General features: G+C 66.6%; 18 protein-coding genes. 8 read left to right on the top strand and 10 right to left on the bottom strand.

Going from position 1 to position 26,995, the window contains the following annotated elements; all coding sequences use genetic code 11:
• Positions 1–145 precede the first annotated feature (145 nt).
• Complete coding sequence (locus I5E68_RS10715; protein WP_323982134.1) at positions 146–1,060, bottom strand: hydroxymethylglutaryl-CoA lyase; 915 nt, start codon at positions 1,058–1,060, stop codon at positions 146–148.
• Between the two features lie 384 nt (positions 1,061–1,444).
• Between I5E68_RS10715 and I5E68_RS10710 the strand changes: the two genes are divergently transcribed.
• The gene (locus tag I5E68_RS10710; RefSeq protein WP_228726925.1) at positions 1,445–3,898 is read left to right on the top strand and encodes a TonB-dependent receptor; all 2,454 of its coding nucleotides are present in this window, start codon (positions 1,445–1,447) and stop codon (positions 3,896–3,898) included.
• 215 nt (positions 3,899–4,113) lie between these two features.
• Positions 4,114–4,806: a GntR family transcriptional regulator gene (locus tag I5E68_RS10705; RefSeq protein WP_197163629.1), complete on the top strand. Its 693-nt coding sequence runs from the start codon at positions 4,114–4,116 to the stop codon at positions 4,804–4,806.
• Between the two features lie 23 nt (positions 4,807–4,829).
• Here I5E68_RS10705 and I5E68_RS10700 read toward each other — a convergent pair whose 3' ends face one another.
• Positions 4,830–6,380, bottom strand: coding sequence for an MFS transporter (locus I5E68_RS10700; RefSeq protein ID WP_197163626.1), 1,551 nt, complete (start codon positions 6,378–6,380; stop codon positions 4,830–4,832).
• A 186-nt stretch (positions 6,381–6,566) separates the two neighbouring features.
• Here I5E68_RS10700 and I5E68_RS10695 point away from each other — a divergent pair, with 186 nt between their 5' ends.
• Positions 6,567–7,367, top strand: coding sequence for a sigma factor-like helix-turn-helix DNA-binding protein (locus tag I5E68_RS10695; RefSeq protein ID WP_197163624.1), 801 nt, complete (start codon positions 6,567–6,569; stop codon positions 7,365–7,367).
• A gap of 19 nt (positions 7,368–7,386) precedes the next feature.
• Here the strand turns inward: I5E68_RS10695 and I5E68_RS10690 are convergent, their stop codons facing one another.
• Positions 7,387–8,424 (bottom strand): LacI family DNA-binding transcriptional regulator, encoded by a 1,038-nt coding sequence (locus I5E68_RS10690; protein ID WP_197163622.1) that lies wholly within the window; start codon positions 8,422–8,424, stop codon positions 7,387–7,389.
• Between the two features lie 272 nt (positions 8,425–8,696).
• Between I5E68_RS10690 and I5E68_RS10685 the strand changes: the two genes are divergently transcribed.
• The 5 genes from I5E68_RS10685 (at position 8,697) to I5E68_RS10665 (ending at position 19,577) form a co-directional block, all read left to right on the top strand.
• Complete coding sequence (locus I5E68_RS10685) at positions 8,697–11,477, top strand: TonB-dependent receptor (RefSeq protein WP_197163620.1); 2,781 nt, start codon at positions 8,697–8,699, stop codon at positions 11,475–11,477.
• 321 nt (positions 11,478–11,798) lie between these two features.
• The gene (locus tag I5E68_RS10680; RefSeq protein WP_228727141.1) at positions 11,799–13,625 is read left to right on the top strand and encodes an alpha-amylase family glycosyl hydrolase; all 1,827 of its coding nucleotides are present in this window, start codon (positions 11,799–11,801) and stop codon (positions 13,623–13,625) included.
• A 47-nt stretch (positions 13,626–13,672) separates the two neighbouring features.
• Positions 13,673–15,331: an alpha-glucosidase gene (locus I5E68_RS10675; RefSeq protein ID WP_370463735.1), complete on the top strand. Its 1,659-nt coding sequence runs from the start codon at positions 13,673–13,675 to the stop codon at positions 15,329–15,331.
• Positions 15,332–15,461: 130 nt separating this feature from the next.
• The gene (locus I5E68_RS10670) at positions 15,462–17,489 is read left to right on the top strand and encodes a glycoside hydrolase family 97 protein (RefSeq protein ID WP_197164747.1); all 2,028 of its coding nucleotides are present in this window, start codon (positions 15,462–15,464) and stop codon (positions 17,487–17,489) included.
• Between the two features lie 264 nt (positions 17,490–17,753).
• Entirely contained in the window at positions 17,754–19,577 is a 1,824-nt protein-coding gene (locus I5E68_RS10665; RefSeq protein ID WP_197164745.1) for a DEAD/DEAH box helicase, read from the top strand.
• A gap of 129 nt (positions 19,578–19,706) precedes the next feature.
• Here the strand turns inward: I5E68_RS10665 and I5E68_RS10660 are convergent, their stop codons facing one another.
• The 7 genes from I5E68_RS10660 to exbD form a co-directional block, all read right to left on the bottom strand.
• Positions 19,707–21,584 carry an ABC-F family ATP-binding cassette domain-containing protein gene (locus I5E68_RS10660; protein ID WP_197163618.1) on the bottom strand — a complete coding sequence of 626 codons (1,878 nt, stop codon included), beginning with the start codon at positions 21,582–21,584 and terminating at the stop codon, positions 19,707–19,709.
• 95 nt (positions 21,585–21,679) lie between these two features.
• Positions 21,680–22,015, bottom strand: a complete 336-nt coding sequence (locus I5E68_RS10655) for a PepSY domain-containing protein (protein WP_197163616.1) — start codon at positions 22,013–22,015, stop codon at positions 21,680–21,682.
• Positions 22,012–22,617, bottom strand: a complete 606-nt coding sequence (locus I5E68_RS10650; RefSeq protein ID WP_197163614.1) for a ferric reductase-like transmembrane domain-containing protein — start codon at positions 22,615–22,617, stop codon at positions 22,012–22,014. The genes I5E68_RS10655 and I5E68_RS10650 overlap by 4 nt, the downstream gene beginning before the upstream one ends.
• Positions 22,618–22,622: 5 nt before the next feature.
• Positions 22,623–23,306 (bottom strand): Fe2+-dependent dioxygenase, encoded by a 684-nt coding sequence (locus I5E68_RS10645; RefSeq protein ID WP_197163612.1) that lies wholly within the window; start codon positions 23,304–23,306, stop codon positions 22,623–22,625.
• Between the two features lie 81 nt (positions 23,307–23,387).
• The gene (locus tag I5E68_RS10640) at positions 23,388–25,709 is read right to left on the bottom strand and encodes a TonB-dependent receptor (RefSeq protein WP_197163610.1); all 2,322 of its coding nucleotides are present in this window, start codon (positions 25,707–25,709) and stop codon (positions 23,388–23,390) included.
• Positions 25,710–25,773: 64 nt separating this feature from the next.
• Complete coding sequence (locus I5E68_RS10635; RefSeq protein WP_197163607.1) at positions 25,774–26,568, bottom strand: energy transducer TonB; 795 nt, start codon at positions 26,566–26,568, stop codon at positions 25,774–25,776.
• Positions 26,568–26,993, bottom strand: coding sequence for a TonB system transport protein ExbD (gene exbD / locus I5E68_RS10630; protein WP_197163605.1), 426 nt, complete (start codon positions 26,991–26,993; stop codon positions 26,568–26,570). The genes I5E68_RS10635 and exbD overlap by 1 nt, the downstream gene beginning before the upstream one ends.
• Positions 26,994–26,995 lie beyond the last annotated feature (2 nt).

Genomic DNA, 26,995 nt, shown 5'->3' with positions numbered 1-26,995 from the left:
TCCTCGCTTATGCTTCGGATCGCGAATGGCCATCCCGTGTCGGGCGACCTTGCGCGTCTTTTCGTCGGTTATCGTGTCGCCACTGGTGCGGGGTTTTGCGCCCGTGAGGCCAGAGCGGGTTGGCAAATGTTTCGTCAGGCGGTGATCAGGCCTGCTGCTGCATCGGAAAAGCCGGCGCGCGCGCGACCATCGAGGGCAGCGTGCGGTCCATGACGCCCGAGAGCCAGGCATTGGCTGCCACCAGCTTTTCGAGGTCCATGCCCGTCTCGACCCCGGCGCGGTGCAGCATGTAGACCACGTCCTCGCTCGCGACATTGCCCGCCGCGCCCGGTGCGAAGGGGCAGCCGCCGAGACCACCAAGGGCCGCATCGACGACGCGCGCGCCCGCCTCGACCGCAGCCCAGACATTAGCCACGCCCGTGCCGCGGGTATTGTGGAAGTGGACGCGCACCGGGATCGGGCCGATGGCTTCACCGACTGCGGTGACGAGACGGCTGACGTGGGCCGGGTCGGCGACGCCGATGGTGTCGGCAAGCGTGATCTCGACCGGGTCCGCCTCGGCCAGCGCGCGGGCCATGGCTATGACGTGATCTTCGGCGATCTCGCCCTCGAAGGGGCAGCCGAAGGCTGCGCCGATGGTGGCCTGGCCGCGCAGCCCGGCATCCTTGGCCATGGCCACGAGGCCCTTGGCGGCCTCGACCGATTCCATGCTGGTCTGGCCCTGATTGGCGATGGCGAAGCGGTCGGAGGCGACGCAGACCGCGCCCAGCTCGTGAATGCGACCGGTGGCAATGGCGCGTTCGCCGCCCTTGGCGTTGAGCACGAGGCCGGTGTAGATCACGCCGTCTGCTTCGGGCAGTCCGGCACAGACTTCGGCGGCATCGGCCATCTGCGGCACGCGGCGCGGATTGACGAAGCTGGTTACCTCAATGCGGCGCGCACCGGCATCGATGGCGCGCGCGATCAGCTCGAGCTTGTCCTGCGTCGAGATGATCGTCTTTTCGTTCTGCAGGCCGTCGCGCGGCCCCACTTCCATGAATTCGATTGACTTTGCCGTCACGCGGACGTGCCTTTCCTTGCTTTGGAGTGTCGAAGGCCAAGGAGCCGCCTGGCGGTCTTCATCCGTCTCCACCCGATCTTGCGAGTTGCCCTCGCCCGTCACGCTGCGTGACTCGATTTCGTGCACAATCCGTACGCGACCTGATCCGTTCGGTCCAGCATTTCGAGTGCAATCGTTCATATTGTGCCGATTTTGTCACATAGAGGGCAAGATATGTACGCGACTGCGCCAGGTGCTCCAGAATTTCGTGTACAAATAATTCGGTGCAATGCAGCCTCGCGTAACAGGTCCGAATACGGACGGTGGCGCGCAGGAACGCGCCGCAAGACAAAGCAGTGAGGACGCGTTCGACACCTGAAAATCGAAGTTGAGGGGAAACATTCGATGGCATGCAAACGTACACTTCTCATGGCCGGAGCGGCCTTCGCCGGGATCGGCGTCACGCCGGCATGGGCTCAGGTTGCCGAGGGCATCGCAGCGGGGCCGGAGATCACCGTCACCGCCCGCCGGCAGGATGAGACCCTGTCCGAAGTGCCCGCCTCGATCACCGTGCTGACCGGCGAGGACCTGCAGGCCAAGGGCATCGTCACAACCGAGCAGGCGATTGCGGCAACGCCGGGTGTGACCATCGTCTCCAACTCGGCGCAGGTCGGTGACGCGCAGATCAACATCCGCGGCGTCAATGGCGCGCGCGATGCCGAGAACAACGTCGCGCTGGTCGTCGACGGCATCCTCAAGACCAACACTGCCGCCGTGAACCAGTATCAGGGCGCGTTGCAGCAGTTCGAGATCCTGAAAGGTCCGCAGGGCGCCTACTATGGTCGCGGGGCGACGGCAGGCGTGATCGTGATGACGACCAAGATGCCCTCGGACAGCTTCGAGGCCAGTGGCAGGGCCTACTGGGCGACGCAGGACAGCCAGCTGGCGGAAGGCTCGATCTCGGGGCCGCTTGGAGAGAATACCGGCTTCGTCCTGTTCGGGCAGTACCGCCATACCAACGGCTTCTACGAGAACGTCGGCACCGACTCGCGTACTCAGGGCAAGACCATGGATACCTACGAGGGTTGGGGGCTTGGCGGACGTCTCTATTCGGAGCCGACCGACCGCCTGACCCTCGATGCCAAGTTCCGCTACGGCAAGGTCGAGGCAGGCGCGCTCAACTTCACTGCGATCTTCGCGCTGCCAGACTTCGCCAGTGTCCTCGGAATCCCCGAGTATGCAGAGAACGTCAACGACCACGAAGACTTCCAGTACCGGCGCAACGTGCCCTCGATCGACAACCAGCGCACGATCGAGGCCTCGTTCAAGGCCGACTACGCCTTCGACGGCGCGAAGCTGAGCGCATGGGCGGCCTTCTCGGACATCGACGAGACCTTCTACGCCGATACCACGGGCGCCTCGCTCGGCCGGTTCAACGCACAGGCCTCGTGCCAGCAGTCGGTTGCCGACCTCTACGCGCAGGGCGTGGTGCTGCAGGCGCCGCTCTATCTCGGGCCGACTCCGGGAGCATCGACGCTCGGCGCCTACAGCCCGACCACTTGCGACGGCATCCAGGTCACCTTGCGCGACCAGCGCGACGTGAGCGCGGAAATCCGGCTCGTCTCGGATACCGCCTCGCCGCTGCAATGGTCGATCGGGGCCTATTACCTGCACATCAACCGCCACTACGCGACCGCGCTCAACGAGGACGACGGCGGGCCGGTGGTGGTCAGCCTCTATAATGCGCCGGGTACGCCCAACCAGACCTCGCAGCTGTTCGACGACCGCTTCAAGACCAACGTCTATGCGGGCTTCGGCTCGTTGCAGTACGAACTGGGCGATGCGCTCACGCTCTCGGCGGCGCTGCGCTACGATCGCGAGGAGCGTACGGTCACCCCGCTGGTGCCCGACGTGATCGACCCGATCACTGGGGCCTCGATCAATCCGGGCTACGATGTCGGCACGCTCGCTCCGCAGTCGCGTTCCTACCAGCAGCTCCAGCCCAAGTTCACCGCGCGCTACGAGTTCACGCCCGATTTCAACGTCTATCTGGACTATGGTGTGGGCTTCAAGGCGGGCGGCTTCAACAGCCAGGGCAGTGCGGCGCTGGTCGATCTCTACTTCAATCAGGCGCTCGGCTCGAACATCGGCATCGAGGACGACTACAAGAAGGAAGTCAGCCATGCGCTCGAGGCCGGGTTCAAGGCGAGCCTTGCCAACGGATCGGTGCAGGTCAGCGGCGCGGTCTACCGCAACATCGTCGAGGACATGCAGTTCTTCGAGTTCTACACCGGCACCTTCGGCATTCTTCGCGTCGTCTCGAACATCGACAAGGTGCGCCTGATGGGTGCGGAACTGGGCGTGGTGTGGAAGGTCGCCGAAGGCTTCACCCTCGATGCCGGGGGCAACGTCCTCGACAGCAAGATCATCAGCAATTCGGTGCGCCCCGATACCGAGGGCAACAAGTCGCCCTATTCGGCAGACTACACGCTCAACCTCGGCGCGACGGTGGTGCAGCCGGTGTCGGACAGCGTCGACTTCACCTTCCGCGCCGACTACCGCCTGACCGGCCCGACCTGGTTCCACGTCGTGCAGGCACAGGAGCGCCGGACGATCTTCGACCTGTTCTATCCCGGGCTCGGCACCGCCGACTATTCGGGCACGAAGCGCGACACATACGGCATCGTCAACCTGCGTGCGGGTCTGAAAGGCGAGGGCTGGAACCTGACCGGCTTCGTCAACAACTTCTTCAAGACCCGTTATCTCGAGGAAGTGATCCCCGCGCCCGAGTTCGGTGGCTCGTTCGTAACCCCGGGCGCGCAGCGCCAGATCGGGATCGAGGCTGGCTTCAGCTTCTGATCGACGAAAGCCGGCAGCGCGCTCCTTCGGGGGGAGGAGCCGCGCTGCCGCATGCCGGCGGATGTGCTCCAACTCGCGTCCGCCGGCACCCTGTCGAGCCTACACCATGCGGGGAGCAGGATAGAGCGACGTTGCGCTGCCGGTACGCGCACGGCTAGAGGCGGGGGCGACCCCATGCGGCGGATGCGCTATCATCGCCGCCAACGAGAGTGACGATGGCCAAGACTTCCGAGCAGGTTTACCGGCAGATCCGGGCAGGCATCCTTGCCGGCGACTTCACGCCGGGGGCCTTCGTGCCCGAGGACGAGTTCGCGACCTATTGCGGCACCTCGCGCACGCCGGTTCGTGAGGCAATCGCAAGGCTCGTCTCCGAGACGCTGCTGCAGCGTTCGGGCACGCGCCGGGTGTTTGTGCCAGCATGGTCGGACAGCGACATCGAGGAACTGTTCAGCCTGCGCGCGCAGCTCGAGGCGCACTGCGCGCAGCGAGCCGCCGAACTGATCTCATCCGAGCAGATCGCGCGGCTTCGCGAACATTGCGACTTCATCGACCAGGCGCTCGCGGCGAGGCCCGGTCCGGACGTCCCCGGCTTTGTCGAGGGCAACCGCCGCTTTCACGCGACGATCCTCGAGGCGGCGCAATCCGAGCCGCTCAACCAGATGATGCGCATTCTCGTCAGCCAGGTGATCGTGCACCGCACCGCCGAGCGCTATACCTTCGAGGACATCGAGCAGAGCCAGCGCGACCACCGCGACCTTATCGAGGCCTTTGCCGCGCACGATGCGCAGTGGGCAGGGGCCATCGCGCGCAACCACATCCGGCGCGCCGCCTACAGCTATCGCCTGCGTACGCAGCGCGATGCAGAGGGCGACGGCGACAAGGTGGTGGCCGAGGCCCGAGGGGCGTAGCCGAGGCCTGAGGCTTTGCGCGCTCAGCCGCGCGTCGCGCCGATGCGCAGCATTGCGAGTGCCGCGACCAGCAAGGTCGCCGCGGCGAAGGCCATGGTCCAGACCGGCTCGCCCGGGAAGAACGCCTTCATGATCGAGCCCATCACCGTCGCGACCAGCAATTGCGGCAGGACCACGAAGACGTTGAACAGGCCCATGTAGATGCCGAGCTTGCCCTGCGGCAGGCTACTGGCGAGGATCGCGTAGGGCATGGCGAGGATCGAGGCCCAGGCAATGCCGATGCCGATCTCGCTCACCACCAGCATGTCGGGATCGCGAAACACGATGAAGCTTGCAAAACCCGCAGCGCCGAGCACGAGGCACAGCGCATGGGTGCGTGCCTGCCCGATGCGCCGGGCAAGGCCGGGCAGGATCGCCAGCGCGGCAATCGCGGCAACACCGTTGTAGACCGAGAAGAGCACGCCGACCCAGTTCGCCGCCTCCTGATAGGCCGCGCTGGCCGGATCGGTCACGCCGAAGTGGTGTTGCGCCACGACCGGGGTGGTGTTGATCCACATGATGAACAGCGCCGACCAGCTGAAGAACTGGACGAAGGCGAGCCGCTTCATCACCGGCGGCATGCCTGCGAAGTCCCCGACGATGCCGGTCAGCAGCGATGCTTCGCGGCCTGCTTTTGCCATAGCGCTCGCGACGATCAGGGCGAGGCCGTAGAGCGCAAGCAGCGCGCCGAGCAGGTAGACTTCCTTTTCCAGCACGAAGAGCCGCACGCCGAGCGCCACCAGTCCGCCCCCTGTGATCCAGCCCAGACCGCCGAGCGGGCTGCGCTTTGCAAGCGCTGCCATGGTCGCCTGCGCACCCTCGTCATCGGCGGGCTCGGCGAAGCGGGCCTGCTCCTGCGGCGAGTATTCGCGGGTCGTGACAATCGTCCAGCCGACCGCGACGAGCAGGATCAGCGCGCCTGCGCGGAAGCTGTAGCGTACCGTGTCGGGGATCGCACCGCCGCTCGCCTCGTTGGCGACGCCGAGATGGTCGAGCAGGTAGGGGAACAGCGATCCGACCACCGCGCCCGCGCCGATGAAGGCGGTCTGCACCGCATAGCCTGCGGTATGCTGGTCGCGGCGCAGCATGTCGCCGACAAAGGCGCGGAACGGCTCCATCGAGACGTTGAGGCTGGCATCGAGCATCCACAGCAGCATCGCCGCCATCAGCAGTGCACCGCTCTCGGGCATGAGCACCAGCGCGATCGCGGCGAGCAGGGCGCCTGCGAGGAAGTAGGGCCTGCGCCGCCCGAGCCGACCGAGCCAGGTCCGGTCGGACAAGTGCCCGACGATGGGCTGGACGAGGAGGCCGGTCAGCGGGGCCGCGACCCACAAGGCGGGCAGGTCGTCGATCGAGGAGCCGAGCGACTGGAAGACCCGGCTCATGTTCGCGTTCTGGAGAGCGAAGCCCACCTGGATGCCGAAGAACCCGAAGGAGATGTTGCACAGGCCCTTCCAGCCCTGCCGCGGCTTCTCGAGCGCCGGCGCGCCATGCTGGGCCTCCAGCGTATCGGTGGCGAACCCGGCCGATGCCATGTCTCTACGTCCTCTCCACGATCCGCCGGATCATCGCGTCCGGCTCCGATGCAAGGCTTTGGCGTTGCACGAAGCCGCGCCAACGGCAATGCTTGGTGTCTCATGCATACGAATACGCAATCCATGCATAGAACGACGCATAACAATGCATGACGTGTGCATGGGAATGCCCGGCAGGAGTAAGTGATGATCCGGAACGCAGGTCGGCAACCGCTAACCCCTGACGACACGGACTTGCCCGAAACAGAGCTGGCGCGCCTGGCGCCCGGCGAGCGCGAAGTGCTGTCTCTCTTCGGGGAAGGGCATACCGCAAAGAGCGTCGCCAGCCTCACCGGCCTGAGCGTCGCCGCCGTCAACGAGCGCTTGCGTTCGGCCCGGCGCAAGACTGGTTTTGCGAGCAGCCGCGAACTGGCCCGTGCCTTGCGCCTACAAGAAAATCGGGACGAGAAAATCGGGCTGGCCGATGCAGCTCCCATGCCTTCTGGTTCGAGCGGGACAAAGCCCGTCTTGAAATCTGGAAGGATCGTGATGACCGCAATCGTTGCAGCGCTCGTTGCAGGCACTGCCCTGTTTCTGTCGCAGCCAGCGCAGGAGCCAAAAGCTTCCCGCAGCCCTGCCGATGCCCTGCTTGGCGGGCTTGTCGCGCATTCTCCCGACTTGCCCGCTCTGCACGAACGGGTGAGAACCGAGCCGCGGGACGAGGGCTGGGCGCAGTCCGCTGAAGCCGCGCTGCGCTCGCGCTATGCCCAGGTTCCCGATCTGCTGGCCGAGGGAAACCGCTTGCGCGTCGTCTGCGCGAAAAGTCTGTGCGAAGTCGCCGGTACATTTCCGGCTGACCTGGGCGAGGAGGCACTCGCGGATATCGTCGAGGCCCTTCAGTCGCGCGTGCTGTTCGATGATGTCGAAGCCGCCGGTTTTCGCCACATGGGCGGCGGATTCAGCGATGCCTTCGTGTTTTACTGGGGCAGGAAAGATCAACCCGACTGAGTGCGCCTAGCCTCCCGAACTAACGCGCCCCGGTGCTCTCGCGCACGATCAGGCGCGTCTCGAGCAGGGGGCTTGGTGCGGGCCGGTCCTCGACCTGTGCCATGAGCGTCTGGACGAGGCGCTCACCAGCGCCCTTCAGGTCCTGCGAGATGGTGGTGAGTGCGGGGCTGGTCATGCTTGCGGCGGGGAGGTCGTCGAAGCCCATCACCGCGACGTCCTCGGGGATCGAAAGGCCTGCAGCGATCAGCGCACGCATCGCCCCCAGCGCGATCAGGTCGCTCGCGGCGAAGACCGCGTCGAAGGCGACGCCCGAGGCGATGATGTCGGCCATCGCCGCGCGGCCCAGTTCCTCGTGGCTGATCGAATCTCGCCTGAGCGCCGGATCGGGCGTGATCCCGGCGACGCCAAGCGCCTCGCACAGCCCCCGGTAGCGCGCGGCGAATTCGGGATAGTGCTCGTCGGCCTGACCGATGAAGGCGATGCGGCGGCGGCCCATCTCGAGCAGATGCTGGCCTGCGAGCCGTCCGGCCCCCACGTTGTCAGAACCGATCGCAGCGCCCTGTTCGGGCCCGTCGGTCACCCCCCAGCGCACGAACTGCGTGCCCTGCCGAACGAGTTGCTCGAGACGTGCGCGATACACCGTGTAGTCGCCGTAGCCGAGCAGGATCAGGCCGTCGGCGCGGTGGCTGTCCTGGTAGCGGGTGTGCCAGTCGTCCTCCATCTTCTGGAACGAGATGAGCAGGTCGAGCCCGCGGCTCGCGCATTCGCGGGTGATCGAGGAGAGCATGGCGAGGAAGAAGGGATTGATCTTGGAATCGTCAGGCGTGTCTTCCTCGAAGAACAGCAGCGCGATGGTATTGGCGCGCTGCGAGCGCAGCGAGGAGGCGTTCTTGTCGACCGAGTAGTTCAGTTCGCGCGCGATCGCCTCGATCCGCTCGCGCGTGGCCGCGCTGATCGCCTTGGACCCACGCAGGGCGCGGCTCACGGTGGGCTGCGAGACCCCGGCGCGATAGGCGATGTCAAAGCTGGTCGGGCGGTTCGAAGGCTTGCGGCCCATGGTTACTCCAGCTCCCCGTATTCGCCCGAAATGTATTTCGCGCTCGTTTGTGCAATCGGTTGAACCGGGCGGCCCCGCATAGGTGCGGCCTTGTTGCCACAGCGTGGGATTCGTGCCGGTCCATGCATACGTATGCCATATTATGCATTGTCCTGTCTCGGGCTAAGCGGCGTGCAACAGGAGAGTCGTGGCATGCATGCCGCACGCTCCCGATGAATAGGCCGCAAGCCGGAAGAATGCCGTGCGGCGGCAACGACAGGAGAGGACGAGCGATGGCACTTCGCATCGATACTAAGCGTGCATGGAATGTTTCCACGGTTGCCCTGGCTCTGGCCATGGTCGCGGGCGCCCCGACCAATGCCTTCGCGCAGGACAGCGACGAGCCGGTCGAGGATGCCGACGGCGTCCTGACCCAGGAAGGCGCAATCATCGTCACCGGCTACCGCTCGGCACTCGAAAGCGCGATCGGCGAGAAGAAGACCGCTGACCAGATCGTCGAATCGATCTCGGCCGAGGACATCGGCAAGCTGCCCGACGCCTCGATCGCGGAATCGATCGCGCGCCTGCCGGGCCTGACCTCGCAGCGCGTCTCGGGCCGCTCGAACGCGATCTCGATCCGCGGTTTCGCGCCCGACTTCTCGACCACGTTGCTCAATGGCCGGGAGCAGACCTCGACCGGCGACAACCGCGCGGTCGAGTACGACCAGTATCCGTCCGAAATCGTCAGCGCGGTCAACGTCTACAAGACGCCGATGGCGAGCCTCGTTGGTCAGGGCCTCTCGGGTACGGTCGACATGCGCACGATCCGTCCGCTTGATGCCGGCAAGCGCATCGTCTCGTTCGGCGCGCGCGGCACCTATACCGATCAGGGCAAGCTCAACGCGGGCTCGAAGGACACCGGCTACCGCGCCAACGTGCTCTACGTCGACCAGTTCGCAGACGACACCATCGGCATCGCGCTGGGCGCGAGCTACCTCGACGAGCCTTACCAGATCGAGGAGTTCAACGCCTGGGGCTATGCCGAGGCACCCGATGGCAATCAGGTCATCGGCGGCTCGAAGAGCTACGTCACCTCGACCCAGCTCAAGCGTCTCGGCCTCAACGGCACGCTGCAGTGGCGTCCCTCGCCCAACTTCACCTCGACCATCGACGGGTTCTATTCGAACTTCAAGGACGACCAGTTCAAGCGCGGCATCGAGCTGCCGCTATTCTGGTCGGGCGCATCGCTCGACGATGGCTATACCGTCGAGGACGGGCTGATCACGCAAGGCTCCTTCTCCGACGTCAAGGGCGTGCTGCGCAACGACGTCTTCCAGCGTCACGCCAAGCTCTATGCCTTCGGCTGGAACAACAAGTGGGAAGGCGACGACGGCTGGAACGCGATGTTCGACGTCAGCTACTCGCGCACCGACCGCAACGAGCTCAACGTCGAGAGCTACTCGGGCACGGGCCGTGACGGTACTGGTGCGACCGATACGATCGGTTTCCTGTCGGGTGCCGCAGGGACCAGCTTCACCCATCAGCTCGATTATTCGGACTACAACCTGATCCTGCTGACCAGCCCGCAGGGCTGGGGCGGCACGCAGATCGGCCCGGATGGCACCACCATCACGGGTGGGCAGGACGGCTACTACAACGACCGCAAGATCAAGGACGAGCTCTGGCAGTTCCGTGCCGAGGTCGCGCGCGAGTTCGACGGCGGGCCGCTCAGCTCGGTCCAGGCTGGCTGGAACTACACCACGCGCTCGAAGTCGCTGGTGCCCGAGGAATACTTCCTGGGCCTTGCCGCCAACACCGACGGCACCGTCAGCGTTCCGATCCCGAGCGAATACCAGATGGGCGCGACCGATCTCGACTTCCTCGGTCTGGGTTCGATGGTCAGCTACAATGCGCGCGATCTCGTCGATGCCGGGCTCTACAACCTCGTCGCCAATCCCTACGGCGACGTGGTGGTCAAGAGCTACGCGATCCGCGAGAAGATCATGACCGGCTATGTGCAGGGCAACATCGATGCCGACATCGGCTCGGCGCACCTGACCGGCAACTTCGGCGTGCAGGCGAACTGGACCGACCAGAACTCGCGCGGCGCGACGGCGGTTCTGCTGGGGACCAACCCCAATGGCTCGCCCAACATCGGGGCCTCGGAGCGCAACGCGAGCACCGACTACCTCGACGTGCTGCCCAGCCTCAACCTCTCGCTGCGCTTCCCGAGCGACTTCGTGGTCCGCTTCGCCGCGGCGCGCGAGATCATCCGTCCGCGCCTCGACGACATGCGTGCCTCGCTTTCCTGGGGCTACACGATCACCGGCGACGTGGCGCAGGTGACCGGCTCGTCGGGTAATCCCGACCTGCGTCCCTGGCGCGCCAATGCGCTCGACCTGACCTTCGAGAAGTACTTCGGCGGCGGCAAGGGCTACCTCGCGGCGCAGTTCTACTGGAAGGAGCTCAAGAGCTACGTCTACAACCTCGACGTGACGATCCCGACCGATGGCCTCGCGCTGCCAAGCCCGGGTGACGACGTGACGGTCTCGCCGACCGCGCAGCTCAACGTTCCGATCAATGGCGATGGTGGCAAGCTCTACGGTGTCGAGCTGGCGGGCACGCTGCCCTTCGACCTGCTCGTTCCCGCGCTCGAAGGCTTCGGCGTCACCGGCGGTGTCTCGTATACCAAGACGAAGATCTCGCCGACGCCGGGAGCGCCTGCAGAAGACCTGCCGGGCTATTCGAAGTGGGTCGCCAACGGCACTGCCTACTTCGAGAAGTGGGGCTTCAACGCCCGCGGCTCGGTGCGCTACCGCTCGACCTTCGTGGGCGAGGTCTCGGGTTTCGCAGCCAACCGCGTGCGTCGCCGCGCGGCTGACGAGCTGATCGTCGATGCGCAGATCGGCTACGACTTCGAGGGCGGTGCGCTCGACGGCCTGTCGATCTACCTGCAGGGCCAGAACCTCACCGACGAACCCTTCGTCACCGCCAACCCGGGCGATAGCCGTCAGGTCATCGACTACCAGAGCTACGGCCGCCGCTACCTGGCAGGCTTCACCTACAAGTTCTGATTGCCCAAGTGATGCCGGCATGCCCGGGCCTCAGTGGCCCGGGTGCGCCAAGGCAGATCGGTCCGGGTCGCGGCGACGCGATCCGAACCAGTCCCGGAGCGGGTGGACCTCCTCCCGAAACCCGCATCGGGACGTGCGGCGGGGCCATTGGCCTCCGGTCCTGGCCCCGCCGCCGCCTTTCGGGCTTTGCCCCGAGATGAAGGACTTGCCCGCCCGGCCATGATCGATGCAGGCACTAGCGACGCCAAGAGCGAGACGAGAGAGATGCACCGAGCCGTGAAACTGCCCCTGATCGCCCTTGCCGCCATGCTGGCAGGTGCCATGCCGGCCATGCTCTGCGCGCAGGATGCCGCCGAGGACAACCTTGCCCGCCTGCGAGCACGCACGCCCGAGCAGGAAGTGATCTACTTCGTCCTGCCCGACCGCTTCGAGAACGGCGATCCTGCAAACGACCGGGGCGGCATCAGGGGCGACCGCCTCGCGACCGGCTTCGATCCCGCCGACAAGGGCTTCTACCATGGCGGCGATCTCAAGGGGTTGACCAGCCGCCTCGACTATATCCAGGGACTGGGGGCGAGCGCGATCTGGGTCGGGCCGATCTTCAAGAACAAGCCGGTTCAGGGCCTGCCCGGGCAGGAGAGCGCGGGCTATCACGGCTATTGGATCACCGACTTTACCCAGGTCGATCCGCATCTGGGCACCAACGCCGATTTCAAGGCCCTTGTCGATGCCGCCCATGCGCGCGGGATGAAGGTCTACATGGACATTATCGCCAACCACACCGCCGACGTCATCTCCTATCGCCAGTCCGGCGGGGAGCAGGGCGAGGGGGCAGACGACGACTACGCCTACCGCTCGAAGGCGGACTATCCCTTCTCGACGCGCGGGCCCGTATCGGGTGCAGCGATCAACTCCGGCTTTGCGGGCGACAGCGATGCATCGCCGGGCAACTGGTCGAAACTTACCGACCCCAGCTTCGCCTATGAGCCCGTGGTCGCGCCCAAGGAGCGCGCGATCAAGGTGCCGGGCTGGCTCAACGATCCGATCTACTACCACAACCGCGGCAATACCGACTGGAAGGGCGAGAGCGCGCAGTACGGCGATTTCGTCGGCCTCGACGATCTCGCTACCGAGAACCCGCGCGTGGTCGAGGGCATGATCGCGATCTATGGCGACTGGATCGATCGCTACGGCATCGACGGCTTCCGCATCGACACCGCCAAGCACGTCAATCCCGAGTTCTGGCGCGTCTTCGTGCCCGCCATGATCGAGCGTGCCCGGCAGCGCGGCATTCCCAACTTCCACGTCTTCGGCGAAGTGGCGACCGGCGAATACGACCCTGCTTTGCTCGCCTCTTGGACCCGCAATGCCGCGTTCCCGGCGGTGCTCGACTTCGGCTTCATGTATGCGGTCATCGACGCGCTGAGCAAGGACGGTAAGGGCAAGCCCGCAGGGCAGGACGAACTGGCGCGGCTGGGCGAGGACGACGCGCTCTACGCAGGCGGCGCGAAGGGCGCGATGCAGTTGCCCACGTTTCTTGGCAACCACGATGCCGGGCGCATCGCGATGTTCCTCAAGGACCGCAATCCGGGCATCGGTGACGACGAGCTGATGGCGCGTGTACGGCTTGCCAATGCGATGCTGCTCACCATGCGCGGCGTTCCCACGATCTACTCGGGCGATGAACAGGGCTTCGTCGGCGAGGGCGGCGACCAGCTCTCGCGCCAGGACATGTTCGCCTCGAAGACGCCGGTCTACAATGCCGAGACCCTGCTCGGTACTTCGGCGACGACGGCCGAGGCGAACTTCGATACCACGCACCCGCTCTACCGCGAGATTGCACAGCTGGCGCAGCTGCGCCGCGCGACCCCGGCGCTGACCGGCGGGCGTTCGGTGCTGCGTGCAGCGTCGAGCGACGGACCGGGTCTCTTCGCGCTCTCGCGTTTCGATCCTGAGGACGAGACCGAGGTGCTGCTCGTGTTCAATACCTCGCCCGCCCCGCTCACCGCGCAGGTCGGCGTCGAGCCTGCCTCGGCCGGTTTCGAGGTGCTCGCGGGGAGCGGCTGCGCCACGCGGCCCGATGCGCCGGGCAGTCTTGCGGTGTCGCTTCCCGCTTTCGGTTACGCGGTGTGTCGCGCCACGCGCTAGCGCGGCATTCCTTCCAAGCTTCCCCCCAGGAAACGGTGTATTCCCTCATGACGATGGCACAGCAGGACAAGCGCCCGGTGGCGGGCGGGCAGGGCGCCGGAGCATCCGGCAACGAGTGGTGGCGCGGTGCGGCGATCTACCAGATCTACCCGCGCAGCTTCATGGATTCGAACGGCGATGGCATCGGCGATCTTGCAGGCATCACCGCAAGGCTCGGCCACGTGGCTGCGCTCGGCGTCGACGCGATCTGGATCTCGCCTTTCTACACCTCGCCGATGGCCGACTTCGGCTACGACATCGCCGACTATTGCGACGTCGATCCGATCTTCGGCAACCTCGCGGATTTCGACGCCCTCGTGGTCCGCGCGAAGGAGCTGGGCCTCAAGCTGATCGTCGATCAGGTCTATGCCCATACCTCGGACCTGCATCCCTGGTTCGTCGAGAGCCGCTCGAGCCGCGAAAATGCGCGCGCCGACTGGTATGTCTGGGCCGATCCCAAGCCCGAAGGTTCGCCGCCGAGCAACTGGCAGTCGGTATTCGGCGGCCCGTCGTGGCGCTGGGACGGGCGGCGCGGGCAGTATTACCTGCATAACTTCCTCGATCGCCAGCCGCAGCTCAACGTGCACAATCCCAAGGTGCAGGATGCTCTGCTCGACGTCGCGCGCTTCTGGCTCGATCGCGGCGTATCGGGTTTCCGCATCGATGCGCTCAACTTCACGATGCACGACCCGGAACTGCGCGACAATCCGCCTGCGCCTGACGACGGTTCGCTGCGCACGCGCTCGTTCGACTTCCAGCTCCAGCGCTACAACCAGTCGCACCCCGACGTCGTGCGCTTCATCGAGCGGTTGCAGGCGCTGATCGCGAGCTATCCCGATACCTTTTCGCTGGCCGAGGTCGGTGGGCGCGAGGCGCGCCGCGAGATGCAGGACTATACCCGTGGGCGCGAACGTCTCGACAGCGCCTACGGGTTCGATTTCCTCTATGCGCCCGAACTGACGCCTGCATTGGTGGCGAAGGCGCTCGAGCCTTGGGGCGATGCGCCCGACGCGGGCTGGCCGAGCTGGGCCTTCGAGAACCACGATGCCCCGCGTGCGCTCTCGCGCTGGTGCGCGAGCGAGGACACCGATGCCTTCGCGCGGCTCAAGATGATGCTGTTCCTCGCGCTGCGCGGCAATCCGATCATCTATCAGGGCGAGGAGCTGGGCCTGCTGCAGGACGAGGTTCCCTTCGAATTGCTGCAAGACCCCGAAGCCATCGCCAACTGGCCGCTGACGCTCTCGCGCGACGGCGTGCGCACGCCGATGCCGTGGTGCGAACTGGCCGCCGAGGGCGCGCTGGTGCCGGGTGGCTTTTCCAATGCGCAGCCATGGCTGCCGCACAGCGCGGTCAATCTCGCGCGAGCCGTCGACCGGCAGGAAGGCGAGGCGGGTTCGCTGCTCAACCTCACCCGCCGCTTGCTCATGCTGCGCAAGGACAGTGCAGCATTGCGCCGGGGCGACTGCGCGCTCGTCCATGTCGGTGAGCAGGTGCTGGTGCTGCGGCGGCGCTGCGAGGGAGAGACGGTCTACGGTATCTTCAACATCGGTGCGAACGCTCAGGACTGGCCTGCCGATCTGGAAGAGGCGGGCGAAGTCGTCGCCACTGTCAACGGCGGTGTGCCGGGCCAGCTCGGCCCCTTCGCCGCGCTCTGGCTGCGCGCCTGATCCTGTCCGAACGGGCGCTTCAAACACACACGTGCCGGAAACACGCGGGCCAAAAACCCATGGGAGAGTTGCTTTGAAATCATTTCGTCTGCTGGCGCTTGCTGCCGGTCTCGGTGCTGCCGCGCCCGTCATGCTGCCCGCCAATGTCATGGCGCAGGAAGCCGCGCAGGCCGAGCAGGTTCGTGCGACCTCGCCCGACGGTTCGCTGGTCCTCACTGTCGGCATCGACAACGACAGTCGCCCGGTCTGGTCGCTCAGCCGCAAGGGCAAGCTGCTGATCGCGCCGAGCCGCATGGGCTTCCAGCTCGCCGACGGACTCAACATGCAGCGCGGCTTTCATATCGTCGGCAGCGAGAGCGGGCAGGGCGAGGAGACCTGGGAGCAGCCCTGGGGCGAGCGCCGCTTCGTCCACGACCGCCACAACGAGGTGACGGTGCGCTTCGAGCAGTCCGATCAGGACGGCAAGCGGCTGATGAACGTCCACTTCCGCCTGTTTGACGAGGGCATCGGCTTGCGCTACGAGGTGCCCGAGCAGGCGGCCTTCTCGACGATGAAGATCGCCGACGAGATCACCGAGTTCCAGATCGTGCCCGAGGGCAAGGCCTGGTGGATCCCGGCGGGCGAGTGGAACCGCTATGAGCAGGTCTATCAGGAGACCCCGATCGAGGGTGTCTCGACCGCGCATACCCCGATTACCATGCGTCTGGCGGACGGCACGCACCTCTCGTTTCACGAGGCGGCGCTGGTCGACTATGCAGGCTACTGGCTCAAGCGCACCGAAGGGCGCGGTTTCCGCACCACGCTGGCGCCTTCATCGCAGGGGCCGCGCGTCGTGCGCGAGCTGCCCTTCGCGACCCCCTGGCGCACGATCCGCATCGCCGACGATGCCGCGGGCCTCGTCGAGAACGATCTCGAACTCAACCTCAACGAGCCCAACAAGCTGGGCGACGTCAGCTGGTTCGAGCCGCAGCGCTACATCGGCATCTGGTGGGGCATGATCCGCGGCGACTGGTCATGGGCCGAGGGCCCCGACCACGGCGCCACCACGCAGCGCACCAAGCGCTACATCGACTATGCCGCCGCGCACAAGTTCGGCGGCGTGCTGGTTGAGGGCTGGGACAAGGGCTGGAACGGCAACTGGTTCGGTCACGGCGACGACTTCAGCTTCACGCAGGCGACACCCGATTTCGACATCAAGGCGGTCACCGACTACGCGCGCAAGAAGGGCGTGCGCCTGATCGGCCACCACGAGACCGGCGGCAACATCGCCAACTACGAAGCGCAGCTCGAAGACGCCATGGCGCTTTACGAAAAGCTCGGCGTCAGCACCGTGAAGACCGGCTATGTCGCCGATGCGGGCGGGATCATCGCTGACAGCGAACGTCTGGGCGAACCGCGCGGTGCGCGCCGGATGGAATGGCACGACGGCCAGCGCATGGTGAACCACTATCTCGACGTGGTGAAGGTCGCGGCCGCGCACCATGTCGCGGTCAACACGCATGAGCCGGTCAAGGATACCGGCCTTCGCCGCACTTACCCCAACTGGGTCTCGCGCGAGGGTGCGCGCGGCATGGAGTACAACGCCTGGGGTGCCTTCGCCAACGGGCCCGACCACGAGCCCACGCTCGTCTACACGCGCATGCTCTCGGGGCCGATGGACTTCACGCCGGGCCTGCTCAGTCTCAAGGGTGCGGAGAACGTGCCGCTCGCCTCGACGCTGGCCAAGCAGCTGGGGCTCTACGTCGCGCTCTACTCGCCGATCCAGATGGCCTCGGACTTCATCCAGGAGCTCGACAAGTATCCGCGCGAGATGGACTTCATCACCTCGGTTCCGACCGACTGGCAGGAGAGCCATCTGATTGCAGGCGCGGTGGGCGACTTCGCGGTCATGGCGCGCAAGGACCGCAAGAGCGAGAACTGGTTCGTGGGCGCGGTCAACGACGGTACGGAGCGCACGGTGCCGGTCACGTTCGACTTCCTCTCGCCGGGACAGGCTTACGAGGTCACGATCTGGAAGGACGGTGAGGGCGCGACCTACGAGACCGAGGCACGCCACCGCATCGCCTACGACAAGCGCACGGTGCGCAAGGGCGATGCCATGGACCTGTGGCTGGCACCGGGCGGCGGCGCGGCGCTGCGCATCGTTCCGGTCAAGTGATCTGAGCAAGAGGCCCGGGCAGCATGCGTTTGCCCGGGCCTCTCGCCGCCGCAAACCCTCGGTCGCATCCGCAATTTTACCGGGTTTCGAGGCCGCCAGGCATCGATCCGGCGCGTTTTTGTGTCGAGGGTGAAAATCGTGCGCGCATTCTCGCAGGTTTTGCGCTAAGGGGCCCCTTTGGCCAGTCCGACACGCGGGCAGCCGCGTCCCCCGGACCCCAACATAACAGTGGCCGCTTCGAGCGGCAGGACCCTTTTGATGCATGTGAATTTTGATCGCCTTCCCCCGGCCCTCGCCAAGGCCCTCGAGGGGCACGGCTACGAACGGCTGACGAGCGTGCAGGACGCCGTCTCGAAGGACGAGGCGCGCGGGCGCGATCTGCTCGTCTCGGCGCAGACCGGCTCGGGCAAGACCGTCGCCTTCGGTATCGCCATGGCCGACGAACTGCTTGCCGGCGGCGAGCTGCAGCGCAGCCACACCCCGCAGGCGCTGGTCATCGCCCCGACCCGCGAACTCGCCCAGCAGGTGAGCCGCGAGCTGGCATGGCTCTATGCCGAGACCGGCGCGCGCACGGTGACCTGCGTGGGCGGCATGGACCCCGTCAAGGAGCGCAAGCAGCTCGAGCGCGGCGCCGACATCGTCGTCGGTACACCGGGCCGTCTGCGCGACCACCTCGAGCGCGGCAAGCTCGACCTCTCCGAACTCTCGGTCGTGGTTCTCGACGAGGCCGACGAGATGCTCGACATGGGTTTCCGCGAAGACCTCGAGGAACTGCTCGACGCGACCGGCCAGAACCGCCGCACGCTGCTGTTCTCGGCAACCATGCCGCGCGCGATCGAGAGCCTTGCCAAGCGCTATCAGGACGATGCCTTGCGCATCACCACGATGGGCGAGAAGCGCGGCCACGGCGACATCAGCTATCAGGTCGTGACGGTCACCCAGTCCGACGTCGAGAACGCGGTGGTCAACCTGCTGCGCTACCACGACGCGGAGACCGCGATCCTGTTCTGCGCCACGCGCGACAACGTCAAGCACCTGCACGCCACGCTGTCCGAGCGCGGCTTCTCGGCGGTGGCGCTTTCGGGCGAGCACAGCCAGAACGAGCGCAACAACGCGTTGCAGGCGCTGCGTGATCGCCGCGCCCGCGTCTGCGTCGCCACCGACGTCGCCGCGCGCGGCATCGACCTGCCGTCGCTCACGCTCGTCATCCACGTCGAGATCCCGCGCGATGCGGAAACCCTCCAGCACCGTTCGGGCCGCACCGGCCGTGCGGGCAAGAAGGGCACCGCGGTCCTGCTCGTGCCCTATCCGCGCCGCCGCCGCGTCGAGGGCATGCTGCGTCAGGCGCAGATCCCCGCCGAGTGGATCGACGCGCCGACCCCCGAGGTCATCCGCGAGATGGACCGCGAGCGCATCACCGAGCAACTGCTCGCCCCCGTCGAGGTCGACGAGGAAGATCGCGTGATCGCCCGCAAGCTGCTCGAGACGATGAGCGCCGAAGACCTTGCCGCTGCGTTCGTGCGCAGCCAGCGCCTCGCCAAGCCGCAGCCCGAGGAACTGCTCGATCCCACGAGCCGTCCCCCGCAGCGCGGCAAGCGTGCGGGCTTCGAGGACAACGTCTGGTTCCGTCTCGACGTCGGTCGTCACGACCACGCCGAGCCGCGCTGGATCCTGCCGGTGCTGTGCCGCCGTGGCGGTGTGTCGAGCGATGCCATCGGCCAGATCCGCATCACCGACCGCGAGACCTATTTCGAGATCCCGCGCACTATGGCCGAGCGTTTCGAGAAGTCGGCGCAGCGCACGCTCAAGAGCGACAGCGACGAATTCGAGGCGCGTGCGCGCATCGAGGTCGCCAACGAGGTTCCTGACGAGGTGCGCAACCGTCGTCCGCGCGGCGAGTATCGCGGCGAAGGCGGCGGTGGCTACGAGCCGCGCAGTAACAAGGGCTACGAGGGGCGTCATCGCAAGCCCTTCGGGCGTCCCCATGGCGGTGGCCGTCCCGAGGGCGGGCGTCCCAAGTCGGGCGGCTATCCCAAGAAGGGCAAGGGCTATTCGGCCCGTCCGAGCCCCAAGCCGCATAACGGCTGATTTGGGGCTGACCGGGCGGCGCGGGGGCGACCTCGCGCCTCTCACGCCTGACGAAAAAGGCCGGCATCGGGGCTATCCCGATGCCGGCCTTTTTCGTGGATGTCCGGGCTGTCTGCCCGCTAGCGGGTCTCAGCCGCCCATCACCGCCTCGAGTTCCTCGCTCGCCTCGAGCCAGGCCATCTCGGCCTCTTCCAGCTCTTCGCTGAAGGCTGCGTGGCGGGTGCCGATCTCGCCGATGTTGAGCTTGGCGAGGTCGCCCTTCGCCGAACCGGGATCGGCGAGCACGGCGTCGAGCGCCGCAAGCTGGAGCTGGAGGCGCTTCATGCGCGTCTCGTTCTCGGTGACGCGGCGGCGCAGTGCCTTGAGCTCGTCGCGCGAGAGGCCGGGGGCCTTCTTGACCGGGGCAGCCTGCGGCTCGGCGGCGGGCTTGGCCGCCTTCTTCTGGTTCCGGCCGAGCACGAAGTCGATGTAGTCCTCCATCGATCCGTCGTAGTTGCTGGCCGTTCCGCTATCGACCAGCACCAGCCGGTCGGCGGCCAGCTCGACCATGTGACGGTCGTGGCTGACGAGGATCACGGCGCCCGCGAAGTCGTTGAGCGCCTGCACCAGCGCCTCGCGCGCGTCGACGTCGAGGTGGTTGGTCGGCTCGTCGAGAATGAGCATGTGCGGGGCGTCGCGGGTGACCAGCGCGAGGGCCAGACGCGCGCGCTCGCCGCCCGAGAGCGTGCCGATCTCGGCAGTGGCGCGCGGGCCCGAGAAGCCGAAGCGCCCCAGCTGCCCGCGCACCGCAAGCGGCGGCTTGCCGGTCATGGCGCGGGTCATCAGTTCGAGCGGGGTCGAGCCTGAGGGCAGTTCCTCGACCTGGTACTGGGTGAAATAGCCGATGCGGATCTTGGGCGAGAAGGCGAGCGAGCCTTCCATCGGCTCGAGCTGGCGGGCGAGCAGGCGCGCCAGCGTGGTCTTGCCGTTGCCGTTGCGGCCCAGCAGCGCGATGCGGTCCTCGGGATCGATGCGCAGGTTGAGACGCCTGAGGATCGGCTTGTCCGCCTCGTAGCCCACCGCGGCGAGATCGAGCGTGACCAGCGGCGGACGCAATTCGTCGGGGCTGGGGAAGTCGAAGCTCATCGAGGGGTCTTCGGCCATCGAGGCGATGGGCTGCATCTTGGCGAGCATCTTGGCGCGCGACTGCGCCTGCTTGGCGGTCGAGGCGCGGGCCGAGTTGCGCGCGACGTAGTCGGCGAGCTTCTTGCGCTGCGCGTCCTGGTTGGCCTTGGCGGCGGCGGCCTGCGCCGCGCGTTCGGCGCGGATGCGCTCGAAGCTGTCGTAGGTGCCCGGATAGAGCGTCAGCTTGCCGTTCTGCAGGTGCAGGATGTGGTCGACCACATTGTTGAGCAGGTCGCGCTCGTGGCTGATGACGATGAGCGTGCGCGGGTATGTCTGGAGGAAGTTCTCCAGCCACAGCGTCGCCTCGAGGTCGAGGTGGTTCGAGGGCTCGTCGAGCAGCAGCACGTCGGGCTCGGAAAAGAGCAGCCCGGCGAGCGCGACGCGCATCTTCCAGCCGCCCGAGAAGCTGTCGAGCGGGCGGTTCTGCATCTCCTCGTCGAAGCCGAGGCCGACGAGGATGCGCGCGGCGCGGGCATCGCCGGTATAGGCGTCGATGGCGATGAGGCGCTCGTGCACGTCGCCAAGGCGGTTCGGGTCGGTGCAGGTCTCGGCTTCGGCGAGCAGCTCCTTGCGCTCGACATCGGCGTCGAGCACCGCCTCGATCGCGGTGCGGGTGCCCGCCGGGGCCTCCTGCGCGATATAGCCCAGACGCGCGCGCTTGGGCATGTCGACCGAGCCGCCGTCGGGCTCGAGCTCACCGATGATCGCCTTGACCAGCGTCGACTTGCCGGCGCCGTTGCGGCCGATGAGGCCGACCTTGCCGTCCTTGGGAATGGTGGCGCCAGCCTGGTCGAGGATCGTGCGGCCACCAAGGCGCACGGTAATGTCGCGGATCGTCAGCATGGCGCCGCGCCTAGCAGGCCGCGCGCCAAACCAAAAGCGCGGCGCGCATGTCCTTGCCGCTTATTTACCCGAGTGGCACCGATGCGCCGAAGGTTCTACTGTCCGGTGAAGCCCTTGCGGCGGTAGATCTCGGCGCCGCGGCGGTAGACGACGAGCTTGTCGAGCGTGACCGGATGGAAGAACGCCTCGAGCACCTGTCCCGCACTGTTGCGTGCGTAGACCTCGTAGCAGTCGCCCTCGACCTGAAGCTTGAGCAGCTTCCAGCCTTCCATCCAGACCTTCTTCTTGAGCTGGTTGATGTCGGTCCACTTGTCCTGCGGTCCGGCGTGGCACACGACATTACCGTCGGCCAGCGCCGGACTGGCGATGACAGCGCTCGACAGTGCCATGGCGGCAAGCAGCGTGCGGGGCGAGAGCTTGGGAAGGGTCACGGAGCGGTCCTTGTGGTTGATGACTTGCGGCGAAGGGCCTTGATCTGGTGGCGGCGCCATGCGCGCGCGCTCCAGGCGAGTATAAGCGGGGCAATGTGAACGAGCGCCGAAGCCGGCGACCATGCCAGGAGCAGCCAGTGCACCATGGCCAGCGCGAGGGCGGCATAGACCAGCCGCTGGATGGTGCGCCAGCGGCGGCCCAGCCGGCGCACGGCGCGATCGAAGCTGACCGCGGCGGGCGGGGCGAGCAGCGCGAGCGCGAGCCATCCGGTCCAGATACCGGGCAGGGTCAGTTCGCCAAGCATGCCTGCAGGGGTCATGTCGAGCGCGTAGAAGGCAAGGTGGAGCAGGGCATAGCCGAAGGCGGCGAGGCCGAGCTGGCGGCGGATCGAGAGCCAGGCGCGAGTCACCCGGTTTGCCCCGAATATCTCGGTGACCGGGCCTGCCAGCATCGCGAGGATGACGAGGCGCACCGCCATCTCGCCGCTGGGGTGGAGCAGGTCCATCGCCCAGGTCGTGCCTTGCGCCAGATCGGCGATCATCAGCGCGCCGGGCATGGCGAGCGCCAGCGAAAGGAGCCAGGTGAGGCGCGCGCGGTCCATCGCTGTCAGACCTGTGCCCAGCGCCGGACAAGGTTGTGGTAGACGTGGATCAGCCGGTCGATGTCGGGATCGTCGGCGGCGCGCGCGACCGAGAGCGCCTGGATCGACTGGTCGAGATCGTAGAGCATCGCCCGCTCTGCGGCATCGGCGACGGCGCTCTGCAGCCACAGGATTGCGCAAGTGCGCTCCCCGGCGGTGACCGGGGTCACCTGATGCAGGCTGCTCGAGGGGTAGAGCACCATGTCGCCCGCGGCGAGCTTGACGCCTTGCGCGCCGAACTCGTTCTCGATCAGCAGTTCGCCGCCCTCGTAGCTCTCGGGATCGGTAAGGAACACCGTTGCCGACAGGTCCGAGCGCAGCGTCAGGCCGCGCGCATTGTCGCGCATCAGCGCCGAATCGACGTGGGTGCCGTAGTGCCCGCCATGGGCATAGCGGTTGAAGACCGGTGGCCAGATCTTCTCGGCGAGCGAGGCCGAGACGAACTGGGGCGTCTCGCCGAGGCGGCGCAGGATCAGGTTGGAAAGCTGCGCGCCGACTGCGCAGTCACGATCGACCTGCAGGTTCTGCTTGACCGCGATAGAGCGCGAACCCGCGCTTTGCGCACCATCGACCCAGTTCGCCTGTTCCAGCTGCCGGTTGATCTGCGCGACCTCGTCGGCGCTCAGCAGGTTCTCGATGACGATGAGCATGGCGGTGTTCCGGTTGGTTTGAAACAGGGACGAGCGGGGGAGGCGAAGGCCACCCCCGCTCGTCTCTTCATTGGCCGTCTATCAGAAGCGGCCGGTCAGCGTCACCGTCCCGCGACGCTCGTCCCCCTTGTAGAGGAAGGCGCCCGAGCGATAGGCGGCGGTGTAGTAGTCCTCGTCGCCGATGTTCTGTACGTTCACCCGCATCGAGAAGTTCTGGTTGAACTTGTACTCGGCGAAGGCGTCGAACACGGTCGAGGAGGGCACGCGGAAGGTATAGCGTCCGACGGCGGCGTTGTAGCTCGCCGCACTGTCGGGCTGGCCGGCGTACATCGCGCTCTTATAGGTGCCGGTTGCGCCGATGGCGAAGGCCTCGGTCGCCTGGTAGCGGATCTGGCCGGTCACCTGCTTGTCGGCGAAGTTGGCGAGCGTCAGGCCGATGTTGGCCGGATTGTAGCTCTCCAGCACTTCGGCATCCATGATCGATCCGCCGATCTGGGCCGAGAGCCGTTCGGTGATGTTGCCCACGAGGCCCAGCTCGATACCCTTCACGCGGGTCTTGCCGGTGTTGATGTGGCCGGCGACATCATAGTCGGAACTGCCGAGCTCGAAGACGTCGTTCTTGGTGGTCTGGAAGGCCGCGGCGGTCAGCAGCAGGCGATCGTCGAACATGTCCCACTTGAGGCCGATCTCGAAGCTGGTCGAGGTCTCGGGATCGCCGGGCTCGGTCGGATCGACAGGGTCGACGCAGAAGCCGCCGTAGCCGCAGTTCGAGCCGAGGTCGGATTCACCGCCGTTGATGTTCTTGGCCGTCGCCCAGGTGGCGTAGACCATGAGCTCTTCCATCGGCTTGAGCGAGACGCCGGCATGGCCGTTCCACATGCTCTTGCTCTGGGTGTAGCTGGCCGAGCTCGTCTCGAGGCTGAAGTCGATCGCATCGAGGCGAACGCCGCCGTTGACCGAGAGCCAGGGGGTCAGGTCCATGGTGTCCATCGCGTAGAGCGAGAGCGTGCGAACCTGCCAGATGCTGTCCCAGCCTCCCTTGGTGACCGAGCGCTGGAGCAGCGAACTGATCGCGTCGTTGGAGACGATCTGCTGGCCGTTCTCGTCGATGATGCAGTAGCCCGGGCGCGAGCCGCCGCGACCGCTGACCACGCAGTTGGTCTCGCCGCCCACTTCGTAGGAATAGACGCCGTTGGTGACCTTGTGGTCCGAGTACTCGCTGCCCACGATCAGGTTGTGCTTGACCGAGCCGGTGTCGAACGAGCCGATCACGTTGAGCTGGTTGACGAAGTAAGTGACGTCCTGCCAGCCCTGATGCGTGGACAGGCCGACCGAGCTGCCGTCCGAGCTGCCGCGCGCGCCGGTCGCCATGTAGCCATTGTTGCTCTCGCCGTAGCGGGTCGAGTTGACGATCTTGAGGCCGTCCATCGGCTCGATGAAGATGCGGCCTGTCACGGTGTCGACGTCGCTCTCGAGGAAATCCTCGTCCTGCGCGTAGGTCGGCAGGTCGTCGAAGGTCTGGCCGTAGCCGTTCTCGTCGCTGGCGGCGACGTAGACGCCGAGGTCGGGACGGTCCTTGGCGGTGAGGTGGTAGTAGTCGAGCACGACGCGCACCGCATCGCTTACCTGCAGCGAGCCCGAGACCGCAGCGCCCCAGCGCTCACGGTAGGCGGGATCGCGGTCAGGCACGTCCTGCTTGGCGTACAGCAGGTTGGCGCGGATCGCGGCGTTCTCGCTCAGCGCCCAGTTGCTGTCGAGCGTCGATCGGTAGAAGTTGTCGGTGCCGAAGCCGAGGTCGAGCTTGTTGAACGAGTAGTCGGTGCTCGCCTGCTTGGTGATCGCGTTGACCGCACCGCCGGTGGCGCCGCGTCCGGCGAAGGTGGCGCTCGGCCCCTTGGTGAGTTCGACCTGATCGACCGCGAAGCTCTCGCGCGTGGTCATGCCGGGATCGCGCAGGCCGTCGACGAAGACGTCGCTGCGCGCTTCCTCGCCGCGGATGATGTAGCGATCGCCGAAGGCATTGCCGTTCTCGCCGGTGCCGATGGTGACGCCCGGCTGCAGCCGCAGCACTTCCTTGAGGTCGGTGGTGCCCGCTTCCTCCATCTGCGTCTCGGTGATCACGGTGATCGTCGCCGGGGTCTCGGCGAGCGGCTTGACGCGGCGCGGGTCAGCCGAGACGCGTGCCTTGTAGGGCGCGCCGGGCGAGGTGTAGGGATTGACGTCGGCGGCGCTGTCCTCGATCTGGAGCGTGTCGAGCTGGACTTCCTCCTCGTCCGCGGTCGCGTCCTGCTGGGCATAGGCCGGCGCCGCGAAGGCGGCAGCGGCCGTCATGCCCAGAGCCACGGCCTTGCGCGAGCCGCGCAGGCTGATCGGACGGCGGATTCCCCCGTTGTAAGTCTTCACTTTGGAAATTCCCTCAGTTCTGGTGCGAAGTTGTCTTCGGTTTTCGTTGGGTTGGCGCGGCCGCTCAGTCGGTCCGCAGTGAATAGTCGATGGGCAGCGCGAGCGTGACGCTCTCGCGCTCCATCGAGTCGGGCATCGCCGGCAGCGGCGCCACGCGGCGCAGCAGGTCGAGCGTCGCCCCGTCGAGCAGCTCGTGGCCGCTCGAACGCTTGATCGAGGCATTGGAAATCGAGCCGTCGCGCGCGACGGTGAAGCGCACCGTGACCACGCCCTCCTGCCGCGCCTTCTTGGCCTCCTTGGGATAGGATTTCTTGCGCTGCAGGTGAGCGGCGATCATGGCGTAATAATCAGCCTGGGCCTTCTTCGCCTTGGGGCTGTCGCCGGGGCCCTTGCCGCTTTTGGCGCTGCCGGTGGCCTCACGCGGATCGCTGCGCGGGGCTGGCGGCGCTGCTGCTGCCGGTGCGGCTTGGGCCGGTGCACGCGGCTCTGTGCGGGCAGGGCTCGGGCGCGGCGCTGCGAGCGGGACGGCTACCTCGGGCGAGGGGGTGGTGGGCAGGCGCATCGCCAGCGGACTGGGTGCGCTCGCAACGGCGGGCTCGAGCGGCGGGCGGACAGTCTCTGGCTCCGGCTCGGCAAGCGCCTGCGATGCATCGAGCGCATCGGTGTCGGCCTGGCTTGGCGCGGGTGCCGAGGCGCCTGCAGGCAGATCGATCAGCACGACGGGCTCGGGGACGGGCGGTTCGCCCGAACGGTGCCACAGCATGACCGCGCCGAGCGCGAGTGCGTGTCCGGCGAGCGCGGTACCTCCGGCGATCAGCCAGCGCCTGTGCTCGGCGACTGGGAGGGCGGCGGCCTGCATCACTGCGCGCCTGTGGTCTCTGCGCCGACCAGCGCGACGTGCAGGTAGCCTGCATCTCGCAGGCCGTTCATCGCCTGCATGATGGTGTCGTACGTGACGCTCTTGTCGGCGCGCAGGAAGATGCGCTGCTCGTGGTCACCGCCAGTGGCGCGCTCGATCGCCGAGCCCAGAGCGCTGCGTGCGACAGGCTTCTCCCCGACCAGCAGTGCGCCGTCGGCCTGGATCGAGAGGAACACGGGCGTTTCGGGCTTGGGCGCGGGCGCAGCGGTGGAGGCGGGCAGGTCAACCTTGACGTCGACGGTGGCGAGCGGGGCTGCAACCATGAAGATGATCAGCAACACGAGCATGACGTCGATGAACGGGGTCACGTTGATGTCGTGGTTGACCGGCAGGTCGTCGGTGCCGTCGGACAGCTGGATGCTCATCG

The sequence above is a fragment of the Novosphingobium aureum genome, from assembly GCF_015865035.1.
Classification (GTDB): domain Bacteria; phylum Pseudomonadota; class Alphaproteobacteria; order Sphingomonadales; family Sphingomonadaceae; genus Novosphingobium; species Novosphingobium aureum.
This window is presented reverse-complemented; position numbering and strand designations above follow the sequence as displayed.